Source organism: Pseudomonas sp. KB_15 (genome assembly GCF_052114525.1).
GTDB lineage: Bacteria > Pseudomonadota > Gammaproteobacteria > Pseudomonadales > Pseudomonadaceae > Aquipseudomonas.
This window is the reverse complement of record NZ_JBFREX010000018.1, coordinates 61,887-73,551: the sequence shown is the minus strand read 5'-3', so window position 1 is coordinate 73,551 and position 11,665 is coordinate 61,887. Positions and strand designations below refer to the sequence as shown.

The 11,665-nt window shown below is 61.8% G+C and carries 8 protein-coding genes and 1 tRNA gene; 7 read left to right on the top strand and 2 right to left on the bottom strand.

From position 1 onward, the window contains the following. Positions 1-224: 224 nt before the first annotated feature. From fdnG to AB4Z35_RS16835, 7 genes are all read left to right on the top strand, one after another. Positions 225-3,290 carry a formate dehydrogenase-N subunit alpha gene (gene fdnG / locus AB4Z35_RS16865; protein ID WP_442098215.1) on the top strand — a complete coding sequence of 1,022 codons (3,066 nt, stop codon included), beginning with the start codon at positions 225-227 and terminating at the stop codon, positions 3,288-3,290. Continuing rightward, on the top strand, positions 3,291-4,226 hold the full coding sequence (gene fdxH, locus AB4Z35_RS16860; protein WP_442098214.1) for a formate dehydrogenase subunit beta: 936 nt from the start codon (positions 3,291-3,293) through the stop codon (positions 4,224-4,226). It begins immediately after the preceding gene. Then, positions 4,223-4,888 carry a formate dehydrogenase subunit gamma gene (locus tag AB4Z35_RS16855; protein WP_442098213.1) on the top strand — a complete coding sequence of 222 codons (666 nt, stop codon included), beginning with the start codon at positions 4,223-4,225 and terminating at the stop codon, positions 4,886-4,888. The genes fdxH and AB4Z35_RS16855 overlap by 4 nt, the downstream gene beginning before the upstream one ends. Before the next feature lie 3 nt (positions 4,889-4,891). After that, complete coding sequence (gene fdhE / locus AB4Z35_RS16850; protein WP_442098211.1) at positions 4,892-5,818, top strand: formate dehydrogenase accessory protein FdhE; 927 nt, start codon at positions 4,892-4,894, stop codon at positions 5,816-5,818. A 51-nt stretch (positions 5,819-5,869) separates the two neighbouring features. Further along, positions 5,870-7,300, top strand: a complete 1,431-nt coding sequence (gene selA / locus AB4Z35_RS16845) for an L-seryl-tRNA(Sec) selenium transferase (RefSeq protein WP_442098209.1) — start codon at positions 5,870-5,872, stop codon at positions 7,298-7,300. Then, positions 7,297-9,204, top strand: a complete 1,908-nt coding sequence (gene selB / locus AB4Z35_RS16840) for a selenocysteine-specific translation elongation factor (RefSeq protein WP_442098207.1) — start codon at positions 7,297-7,299, stop codon at positions 9,202-9,204. The genes selA and selB overlap by 4 nt, the downstream gene beginning before the upstream one ends. 32 nt (positions 9,205-9,236) lie before the next feature. Further along, a tRNA-Sec gene (locus tag AB4Z35_RS16835) sits at positions 9,237-9,332 on the top strand. Between the two features lie 8 nt (positions 9,333-9,340). Here AB4Z35_RS16835 and AB4Z35_RS16830 read toward each other — a convergent pair. Continuing rightward, positions 9,341-10,672 (bottom strand): OprD family porin, encoded by a 1,332-nt coding sequence (locus AB4Z35_RS16830; RefSeq protein ID WP_442098205.1) that lies wholly within the window; start codon positions 10,670-10,672, stop codon positions 9,341-9,343. Between the two features lie 179 nt (positions 10,673-10,851). Next, the gene (locus AB4Z35_RS16825) at positions 10,852-11,505 is read right to left on the bottom strand and encodes a hydrolase (protein ID WP_442098203.1); all 654 of its coding nucleotides are present in this window, start codon (positions 11,503-11,505) and stop codon (positions 10,852-10,854) included. Between the last annotated feature and the right edge of the window lie 160 nt (positions 11,506-11,665).

Here is an 11,665-nt window from a genome sequence, read left to right as displayed (position 1 = left end):
GTACAGTCAGCATCCAGGTTGCCTGACCCACCGCCATCGCGAGCAAGCTCGCTCCCACAGGTTGTATGCCTTGGCTGACATTGGGGGAATTGCCCGACGGTCGGCTCTCGTGGCGAATTCGACAGCCCTGTCTAAAATTCAACTGTCGGCAGCCAGACTGCCGCGACCGTGGTTGTTAAAAAAGCCCGGCCATGTACCGGGTTCCACCTGATCAGGAGTGCACGATGGATCTCAGCCGTCGTCAGTTCTTCAAGGTCGCCGGTATCGGCCTTGCAGGCTCTAGCCTGGGCGCGTTGGGCATGGCTCCGACGCTTGCCTTTGCCGAACAGGTGCGTCACTTCAAGCTTGCCCACACCCATGAAACCCGCAACACCTGCCCGTATTGCTCGGTCGGTTGCGGCGTGATCATGTACAGCCAGGGCGATACGGCGAAGAATGTCGCGCAAAACATCATCCACATCGAAGGTGACGCCGACCACCCGGTCAACCGCGGCACCCTTTGCCCCAAAGGCGCAGGCCTGCTGGACTTCATTCACAGCCCCGGACGCCTGCAATACCCGCAGGTGCGCAAAGCCGGCGGTACAGAGTGGACCCGCATCTCCTGGGATGAAGCGCTCGATCGCGTCGCCGACCTGATGAAGGCCGACCGCGATGCCAACTTCATCGAGAAGAACGCCCAGGGCCAAACGGTGAACCGCTGGCTGACCACCGGTTTCCTCGCGGCCTCGGCGGCGTCCAACGAGGCGGGCTACATCACCCACAAGGTGGTTCGCAGTCTCGGCATGCTGGGGTTTGATAACCAGGCGCGTGTCTGACACGGCCCGACGGTGGCAAGTCTTGCCCCGACGTACGGCCGTGGTGCCATGACCAATACCTGGACCGATATCGCCAACGCGAATCTGGTTCTGGTGATGGGCGGCAACGCAGCAGAAGCGCATCCGTGCGGCTTCAAATGGGTGACCGAAGCCAAGGCGCACAACAAGGCGCGGCTGATCGTGGTCGATCCGCGTTTTACCCGGACTGCCTCGGTGGCCGACTATTACGCGCCCATCCGCACCGGCACCGACATCGCCTTCATGGGCGGGCTGATCAATTACCTGCTGACCGAGGACAAGATCCAGCACGAATACGTGCGCAACTACACCGACGTGTCGTTCATCGTCAAAGCCGGCTATGGCTTCGAGGACGGAATCTTCAGCGGCTACGACGTCGCCAAGCGTGCCTACACCGACAGGTCCGGCTGGGGCTATGAGCTTGGCGAGGACGGGTTTGCCAAGGTCGATCCGACGTTGCAGGACCCGCGCTGCGTCTATCAATTGATGAAGCAGCACTACAGCCGCTACAACATCGAACTGGCGAGCCAGATTTGCGGCATGCCGGTCGATGCCATGAAAAAAATCTGGGAAGAGATCGCCACTTGCTCGCAACCGGGCAAGACCATGACCATTCTCTACGCCCTGGGCTGGACCCAGCACTCGATCGGTTCGCAGATGATCCGCAGTGCGGCGATGGTGCAACTGTTGCTGGGTAACGTCGGCATGCCGGGCGGCGGCGTGAATGCCTTGCGCGGGCACTCCAATATTCAGGGGCTGACCGACCTGGGCCTGTTGTCCAACTCGCTGCCGGGATACCTCACGCTACCCGGCGAAGCCGAGCAGGATTACACCGCCTACATCGTCAAGCGCACGCAAAAACCATTGCGCCCGGGGCAACTGTCTTACTGGCAGAACTACGGCAAGTTCCACGTCAGCCTGATGAAAGCCTGGTACGGCGCCAACGCCACGGCCGAGAACAACTGGGCCTACGACTACCTGCCGAAACTGGACATTCCCCAATACGACATCCTCAAGGTGTTTGATTTGATGGGCCAGGGCAAGGTCAACGGCTACATGTGCCAGGGCTTCAACCCGATTGCCGCGCTGCCGGACAAACACCGGGTGACCGCGGCGCTGGCCAAACTGAAGTGGCTGGTGGTGATGGACCCGCTGGCCACCGAAACCTCGGAGTTCTGGCGCAATGTCGGGCCGTACAACGATGTGAAAAGCGCCGATATCCAGACCGAAGTGATTCGCCTGCCCACCACCTGTTTCGCCGAAGAGGACGGCTCGCTGGTCAACAGCAGTCGCTGGCTGCAATGGCACTGGAAAGGCGCCGATGGGCCGGGTGAAGCGCAGACCGACATACGGATCATGAGCGAACTGTTCCAGCGTCTGCGTCAGCGCTATCAGACCGAAGGCGGGAAGTACCCTGACCCGATACTCAAGTTGTCCTGGCCGTACAAGATCCCGGACGAGCCTTCGCCGGAAGAGCTGGCCAAGGAAATCAACGGCTCTGCCACCACCGACTTCACCGATGCCACGGGCGCGGCGATCAAGGCCAATGCGCAACTGGCCGGATTCGCCCAGCTCAAGGACGACGGCAGCACGGCATCCGGCTGCTGGATTTTCTGTGGCAGCTGGACCGAACTGGGCAACCAGATGGCCCGTCGCGACAACAACGATCCATTCGGCATGCATCAGCATCAGGGCTGGGCCTGGGCCTGGCCGGCCAACCGGCGGATTCTCTACAACCGCGCTTCGGCGGACCTGCAAGGCAAGCCGTGGGATCCGAAAAAACGCCTGGTGTGGTGGAACGGCAAGACCTGGGGCGGCACTGATGTGCCGGACTACAAGGCTGATGTGGCGCCGGAAGCGGGGATGAATCCGTTCATCATGAACCCCGAAGGCGTGGCGCGATTCTTCGCCGTCGACAAGATGAACGAAGGCCCGTTCCCTGAACACTACGAGCCGTTCGAAACGCCGATCGGCATCAACCCGCTGCACCCGCAAAACAAGAAAGCCACCAGTAACCCGGCGGCGCGGATCTTCGATTCGGTCTGGGATTCCCTTGGCGTGGCCAAGGATTACCCGTACGCCGCCACCAGTTACCGGCTGACCGAGCACTTCCACTTCTGGAGCAAGCATTGCAAGCTCAACGCGATTGCCCAGCCCGAGCAGTTCGTGGAAATCGGTGAGGTGCTCGCCAAGGAAAAAGGCATCGTCGCCGGCGACCGGGTACGGGTCAGCAGCAAGCGTGGCTTCATTGAGGCGGTGGCGGTGGTGACCAAGCGGATTCGTCCGTTGCAGGTCAACAATCAGGTGGTGCACCAGATCGGCATTCCGCTGCACTGGGGGTTCACCGGACTCACGCGACACGGTTACCTGACCAACACCCTGGTGCCGTTCCTCGGCGATGGCAACACCCAGACCCCGGAATCCAAGTCATTCCTGGTCAACGTGGAGAAAGTCTAAATGGCCAGCCAAGACATCATTGCCCGCTCGGCCACCACCACCCCTGCGCCCTCGGTGCGCGGCATGGAGGAAGTCGCCAAGCTGATCGACACCACCAAATGCATCGGCTGCAAGGCATGTCAGGTCGCCTGCTCGGAATGGAACGAGTTGCGTGACGAGGTCGGCCATAACCATGGCACCTACGACAACCCGCAGGATCTCACCGCAGAAACCTGGACGCTGATGCGCTTCACCGAGCATGAAACCGATGCCGGCAACCTGGAATGGCTGATCCGCAAGGATGGCTGCATGCATTGCGCCGAACCTGGCTGCCTGGCGGCATGCCCCAGCCCGGGGGCGATCATCAAGCACGCTAATGGCATCGTCGATTTCGATCAGGATCATTGCATCGGTTGCGGCTACTGCATCACCGGTTGTCCGTTCAACATCCCGCGCATCTCGCAAAAGGATCACAAGGCCTACAAATGCACCTTGTGCTCGGACCGGGTAGCGGTGGGGCTGGAGCCGGCGTGCGTGAAGACCTGTCCGACCGGTGCCATCGTGTTCGGTTCCAAGGACGACATGAAGGAACACGCGGCCGAACGCATCGTCGACCTCAAGAGCCGGGGCTTTGAAAACGCCGGTCTGTACGACCCTGAAGGCGTCGGCGGCACCCACGTGATGTATGTGTTGCACCACGCCGATACGCCAAGACTGTACGCCGGCTTGCCCGATCACCCGGCGATCAGTCCGTTGGTAGGGCTGTGGAAAGGCGTGAGCAAACCGTTGGCGCTGCTGGCCATGGGCGCAGCGGTGCTGGCCGGGTTCTTCCACTACGTGCGCGTTGGCCCGCAGATCGTCGAAGAGGATGAACACCCGAACCCGCCGGACAATGCCGTGCATGAAGTCGATCCGTCGGTGCACACCTTCGATCCTCGTGGGGAGGGCAGGCCATGAGCAACAAGACGATCCTGCGCTACACCAGCAGCCAGCGCACCAATCACTGGCTGGTGGCGATTCTGTTCTTCATGGCCGGGCTGTCCGGACTGGCGTTGTTTCACCCGGCGCTGTTCTGGCTCAGCAACCTGTTCGGCGGTGGGCCATGGACGCGCATCCTGCATCCGTTCATGGGCGTGCTGATGTTCCTGCTGTTCCTCGGCCTGGTGTTTCGCTTCTGGCGCGCCAATTACTTCATCGCCAATGACCGCCTGTGGCTCAAGCGCATCGACCGGGTGATGCTGAACAAAGAGGAGGGCGTCCCGCCCATTGGCAAATACAACCCAGGGCAGAAGCTGCTGTTCTGGACTTTACTGCTGTGCATGCTTGGGTTGTTGGTCACCGGGCTGGTGATCTGGCGCGCGTATTTCAGCGATTACTTCGGCATCACGATTATCCGCTGGGCGATGTTGCTGCATGCGCTGGCCGCTTTCGTGCTGATCCTGAGCATCATCGTGCACATCTATGCCGGCATCTGGATCAAGGGCTCGGTCAGCGCCATGTTGCATGGCTGGGTCAGCCGCGGCTGGGCGAAGAAACACCACGAACTCTGGTATCGCCAAGTGACTCAAGATGAGACCCGCGACGAAGCTCCTACGCGACCGATCACCAAAAAGGGCTGACATTTGCCAACCATCCTGGAACCTGGAGAAATCGAAGCGGCGGCCAGTTCGCCGCCGTTTCTGTACATGCCACCGCATAACCTGTTCAGCCTGCGCGCCCAGCGCCTGGAAACGCTGGCCGAAGGGCACCCGCTGGCCGATTACCTGCGCCTGATTGCCGGGTTGTGCCGGGTACAGCAACAGGTGCTGGACGACCCGCCGCTGAGCGAACGCCTTGACGGACAGCGCATCGAGTTATGCCAGCAACACGGCTTGCCGCCGTTCGCAGCCGACAGTCTGGCGCGTGAAGACGATTGGCAGCTTTACCTCGATGCCTTGCTGCAGCGCTATAAAGCACCACCACAATCGGCCGTGGCCGATGCCGTGGACACCTTGCGCCTGGCCGGTGCCGGGCAATGCCGTGCCTGGGCAGTGGCACTGGTCAGCGGCCAGTATTCACTGGTACCGGCCGCGCTAGTGCCGTTTCTCGGTGCGGCGCTGCAAATAGCCTGGAGCCACTGGTTATTGAGTACGCCGAACCTGGCACTTAGCCCCGGCGACCGCCTCAGCCAGTGCCCGGCCTGTGGCTCGCCGGCCATGGCCGGGGTGATCCGCCATCGCGGCAAACACAACGGCTTGCGTTATCTGGTCTGTTCGCTGTGTGCCTGCGAGTGGCATGTGGTGCGCGTCAAATGCGTGTATTGCGAGCAGAGCAAGGGCCTGGAATACCTCAGCCTTGAAGATGATCGCCATGCCGCCAACCAGGCGCCGTTGCGCGCCGAAGTCTGCCCCGGTTGTAACAGCTATCTGAAGTTGCTCTATCTGGAGAACGATGCGGATGCCGAAGCACTGTCGACAGACCTGTCCAGCCTGATGCTCGACATGCGCCTGACCCAGGACGGTTATCAGCGCCTGGCACCGAATCTGTTGCTGGCTCCGGGAGACGAATAGCCGCAGCGTCTACACTTTGGCGCGACGGTCATTCGTTTTCAGGAGCGCCAGATGTCAGCTCGCGGTACTTGCCAACCCCTGCGCCTGCCCTCCATCGACAGTTTGTTGCGTCACCCGGCGTGCCAGCCGTTGGCCGAGCGCTATGGGCGCGATGCCTTGCTGGCTGCCTTGCGGCAATTGCTTGATGAACTGCGCGAAGGGCTGCAGAAGGGTGTGCTCGAGCCTGTAGAAGTCAGCGCCGAAGTGCTGGCGGGCAGGGTCGGCGAACGATTGGCAACCCAGCATCGCAGCCATGTGCGTCGGGTGTTCAACCTCACCGGCACGGTCTTGCACACCAACCTCGGGCGGGCGTTGTTGCCCGAAGAGGCAATTGAAGCGGTGCAAATGGCGGCCCGCTTTCCGCTAAACCTCGAATTCGACCTGCGCAGCGGCAAGCGCGGAGATCGCGACAACCTGATCGAAGGCTTGATCCGCGAACTGACCGGCGCCGAAGCGGTGACCGTGGTCAATAACAATGCCGCTGCGGTGTTGCTGACCCTCAACAGCCTGGGCGCGCGCAAGGAAGGCATTATTTCCCGGGGCGAACTGATTGAAATCGGCGGTGCCTTCCGCATTCCCGACATCATGGCCCGTGCCGGGGTAAAGCTCCTTGAGGTCGGCACCACCAACCGCACCCATGCCCGTGACTACGAGGCCGCCATCGGCCCGCGCAGTGGTTTGATCATGCGGGTGCACGCGAGCAACTACAGCATTCAAGGTTTCACCACGAGTGTGGCGACGGCTGAACTGGCGCAAATTGCCCACCGACATGGGCTGCCACTGCTTGAAGACCTCGGTAGCGGCAGCCTGCTGGACTTGACCCGCTGGGGTTTGCCCGCCGAACCGACAGTACGTCAGGCGCTGCTGGATGGCGCGGACATCGTTACCTTCAGTGGCGACAAACTGCTCGGCGGGCCGCAAGCCGGGTTGATTGTCGGCCGCAAGGAGCTGGTCGCCAGGATCAAGAAGAACCCGCTCAAGCGTGCGCTGCGGGTCGACAAAATGACCCTGGCTGCCTTGGAAGCGGTGTTGGGTTTGTACCGCAACCCGGACCGACTGGCCGAGCGCTTGCCGAGCCTGCGCCTGTTGACCCGGCCACAGGCCGATATTCTCGCCCAGGCTGAGCGTTTGCGGCCGTCGCTGGTCCAGGTGTTGGGTGACGGCTGGAGCGTCAGTGCCATGCCGGCACTGGGCATGATTGGCAGCGGCAGCCAACCGGTGGCGCGGCTGGCCAGCGCAGCGCTGTGTTTGCGCCCGTTGACCTCCAAACGCTTGCGCGGGCGCTCTCTGTTGACGCTGGAAGAAGCCTTTCGCGCCTTGCCGATTGCGGTACTCGGGCGCATTGACGACGACGCCCTGTGGCTGGACCTGCGGCAACTGGACGACGAGCCGGCCTGGCTGGCGCAACTCGATCAATTGCAGGTGGAGGGCCGGGCAGGGTGATTGTCGGCACCGCAGGGCACATCGACCATGGCAAAACCGCGCTGCTCCAGGCACTGACCGGCCAGGCCGGCGACCGGCGCCGGGAAGAGCGTGAGCGCGGCATGACCATCGACCTCGGCTATCTGTATGCCGCGCTGGAGCCGGGAGCGCAGCTGACCGGTTTCATCGACGTTCCCGGGCATGAGCGCTTCACCCACAACATGCTTGCCGGGGCGCAGGGCATCGATCTGGTGTTGCTGGTAGTGGCCGCCGATGACGGGGTGATGCCGCAGACCCGGGAGCACCTGGCGATTGTCCAGTTGCTGGGCATCCCCCGGGCATTGGTGGCGATCAGTAAGTGCGACCGCGTCGACAGCGCCAGGGTGCAGATCGTGCGTGAGCAGATCCGAACTTTGCTGGCTCCCGGACCGTATGCCGATGCACCGCTGATAGCGCTGTCGAGTGTGACCGGCGAGGGTATCGAAACCCTGCGCCAGGCTCTGCTCGAAGCACAACGGGAGGTGTTGCAACGCAGCACCGAAGGTGGTTTTCGCCTGGCGATCGACCGGGCCTTCAGCGTTGCCGGGGCCGGCATCGTCGTGACCGGCACGGCGCTGTCCGGTCAGGTCGCGGTGGGCGATACCCTGCTGTTGGGGCCACAAGGCAAACCGGTGCGCATTCGCGGCCTGCACGCGCAAAACCAGACCGCCGACAGCGCCTTTGCCGGCCAGCGTGTGGCGTTGAACCTGAGTGCCGAGCGGCTGGCCCTGGAGCAGATCCATCGCGGCCACTGGTTGCTGGCCGAAGGCTTGTACGCGCCCACCCAACGCCTGGACATCGACATGCAGTTGCTTGCCGGTGAACCCAGGGCCTTCGAGCACTTTCAACCGGTGCATGTGCACCTCGGCACCCAGGACGTCACCGGGCGAGTCGCCTTGCTGGAGGGCACAAGCCTGGCGCCCGGCGGGCGGATGTTTGCGCAACTGCTGCTCAATACAGCGGTGCATGCGGTGAAGGGCGATCCGCTGATCCTGCGCGACCAGAGTGCCCAGCGCACCCTTGGTGGCGGCCGGGTGTTCGACCCGTTTGCACCCACTCGGCAACGCCGCAGCCCCGAACGTTTGGCGCAACTGGACGCGCTGGCCAACAGTGCAACGCTGGAAGATGTTTTGCCGGCATTGCTGGCCCATAGCGACACCGGGCTCGACCCGCAGCGCCTGGAGCGTCAGTTCAACCGTCCGCGCAGTTCCTGGATGCTGCCGGATGACGTGCGCCTGATCGATACCCGTCAAGGCCCGTTGCTGTTCAGTGCCAGTCGTTGGGAAGCCTTGAAAGCGCCTTTAGTGGAACAACTCGCGCGGTTCCATCAAATCGAACCGGATCAAATGGGCCCGGACCGGGATCGTCTGCGCCGATTTGCCGGCAGCACCCTGGAACGCCCGACGTTTATCAGCCTGCTCGATGAATTGCTGGCCAGCGGCGCTATCGTCAGCAGCGGACCGTGGTTGCACCTGCCTGAACATCAGGTGCGCTTGAGTGAGGAAGACGAAGCCTTGTGGCAGTGCTTGCAGCCGTTGTTCGAACAAGCCGGTTTCGACCCGCCCTGGGTGCGCAACCTGGGGCATGACGAGGCAACCGTTCGCGCATTGCTACGCAAAATGGCCCGGCTGGGCCTGCTCCATCAAGTGGTCAACGATCTGTTTTACACCGACGGCATGATCCGTCGATTGGCGGCTATGCTTGTGCAACTGGCGGATGCCGACCCGGTGATTCAGGTGGCGGCGTTCCGCGATGCTATCGGTTTGGGGCGCAAGCGCAGCATTCAGATACTGGAGTACTTCGACCGCATCGGCCTGACACGACGCTTCGGTGATCGTCGGCAGATTCGTGCGGACAGTGCGTTGGCCCGGCGCACAGAGCACTGATTCAGGTGCGTGATTCAGGGGCATGAGTTCAAGGAAGGCAATCGCGCCCGGTGGCGCGGCCGGGCTTCAAACCCGGTTGGGGACGGCATCCGTTCCCGGGCAGGTTCGACTCCGGCTGCCTTCCGCCACATTCCGTTCAGAACGGCCCGAAGTTCAACGGGTACTGGATGACCACGTAAATCCGGTCGATGTCATCGCCGGCCTGGGCCGCGTTCGCCCGGTGCGATACATGGGACAGTTGCAGCGACAAGCCCTTGGCCGCACCGGACTGCACGACGTAGTGCAGGTCGATGTCTCGCTCCCAGTGTTTGCCTCCATCGCCTTGTTGCGGCACGAAGGTGCCGGACGCCGCGTCGAACGGGTTGTAGGCCCCGCCTTGTGGTGCATGGGTGCCGTCGATCTGGTCGCCGGTGACGTAACGGGTCATGAATTTGAGCCCGGGAATCCCGTAGGGCGCCAGGTCCAGGTCGTAGCGTGCCTGCCACGAACGTTCATGGGCGCCGTTGAAGTCGGCATACTTGATCGAGTTGGCCAGATAGATGGAATCGCCACCGACGAAATCGAATGGCGTATCGCCGTCGATCTTCTGATAGGCCACGGTGAAACCATGGGCGCCGATCGTGTATCTGCCCGACAGGCTGTACGCGGTATTGTCGATAGCACCGGCCAGTGCCTGGCCCGTGTCCCTGGTGTGATAGAGGTTGGCGTCAAGGAACACATCGGATTGCTTGAAATGCAGATTGCCGTAGTACTGATGCCAGGTGTCTGTCAGCTCCGAGGCATACAGGGCGCCGCCGACCGGGCTCCGGGTAAACAGGTCGGCACCGACAAACGAAATGCCGCCGGCCTCGGTGTTGGCGCCATAGCCGAAAAAGTTGCCCTTGCCCGAAGAGCTGTCCTGATTCTTGAACGCCGTAAAGTGCCCGGCTTGCAGGTTCACCCCGTCGATTTCGCGGCTGTCGAGCAGAAAACCGGTGGCGTACTCCGGTTGCAGGCGTTTGTCCGCGGTGTCGAACACCGGAGTTTCCACCTCCATTTCACCAAACGCCAGGGTGGTCTTCGATGCCTTGAGCTTGATCGCGCCGCCACCGCTGGAGTAGTCGCTCTCGCTGCGGCCGTCACTGCCCACCGGCAGCAAACCGGTTCCGGAATGACCCTTGCCGCCATCGAGTTTCAGTCCAAGAAAGGCATGGGCATCAAGGCCGAAGCCGACCGTGCCCGGCGTGAAGCCGGATTCAAAAGCGCCGATGAAACCTTGAGCCCATTCGGCCTTGTAGCTCTTGCCGGTCGGCGAGGGGGATCGATAGTCGCTGTTCAGATAAAAGTTTCGGCTGAGTACGCCAAGCGTCGCGCCGTTCAGGAAGCCTTGCGCCGATTCATCTGCCACCGCGGTCCCGGCCGTGCTGGCGAGCAGCACCGATAACCAGAACGGCAATCCGGCCCTGAGGTCTTGCGAGTCACACTTCATCAATCGTTCACCACCGACACAGTGACTACGGGTGATGATTCGATGTAGGAGCGAGCTTGCTCGCGATGGTCGTTAACGATAACGCTTGTTTACTGGGTAAACGCGGCGCTCTCGAGACCATCGCGAGCAAGCTCGCTCCCACAAGAGCTCGCCCGCAGTCGCTTGTTATTCCGAGAGACTTAGTGGCCTTCCGAGGCACCAAACATGGTCTTGGCGTAGATCAGGCCCAGACCGTAGGCACCACCGTTGGCAATCGAGGTTTTCACGGTTTCGTCGTACGTCTCGCTGCGGGCCCAGTCACGTTGCAGTTCCAGCAGGTATTGCAGCGAGGTCATCGGCCGGGCACCGATCTGGATCATGCGCTGCATGGCCATTTCATGGGCTTCGGTGTTGACGTCGCCGCAGGCGTCGGCAATCACATACACCTCGAAGCCCTGATCAATCGCCGACAACGCCGGGCCAACGATGCAAACGGAGGTCCACAGACCGGCGAGGACAATCTTCTGCTTGCCGATGGCGTTGACTTCCACGGCAATGCGCTCGTCTTCCCAGGTGTTCATGCTGGTGCGATCGATCACGTTGTGTTCCGGGAACACAGCCTTGATCTCGTCGAAGATCGGCCCGGAAAAACTCTTCTCGGCGACAGTGGTGAGAATCGTCGAGACCTTGAAGCCACGCGCTGCCTTGGCCACCAGTGCGGCGTTGTTGCGCAGGGTGACGGCGTCGATCGACTTGGTCGCGAAGGACATCTGCGACTGGTGGTCGATCATGATCAGGGTGTGGTCGGTCGGGTTCAGCAGGGTATTGCCGGGAACGGCTTTTGCAATGGCCATGACTCTGTCCTTATGGGGGGGAGTGAGGACGTCATGGTTGCGTAGATCGGGTCGGGATTATTGAATCGGTGTGCTGTCTTTGACTCATTGTGATCAAACGGCACAAACCCTGTGGGAGCGAGCTCGCTCGCGATGAGGCCGGCACATCCAGCATTTATCT

Bases quoted from the DNA above. Each gene is read 5' to 3' on its own strand.
- AB4Z35_RS16830 (WP_442098205.1), bottom strand. From the start codon at position 10,672: ATGAAGTGTGACTCGCAAGACCTCAGGGCCGGATTGCCGTTCTGGTTA.
- AB4Z35_RS16855 (WP_442098213.1), top strand. From the start codon at position 4,223: ATGAGCAACAAGACGATCCTGCGCTACACCAGCAGCCAGCGCACCAAT.
- AB4Z35_RS16825 (WP_442098203.1), bottom strand. From the start codon at position 11,505: ATGGCCATTGCAAAAGCCGTTCCCGGCAATACCCTGCTGAACCCGACC.
- selA (WP_442098209.1), top strand. From the start codon at position 5,870: ATGTCAGCTCGCGGTACTTGCCAACCCCTGCGCCTGCCCTCCATCGAC.
- fdxH (WP_442098214.1), top strand. From the start codon at position 3,291: ATGGCCAGCCAAGACATCATTGCCCGCTCGGCCACCACCACCCCTGCG.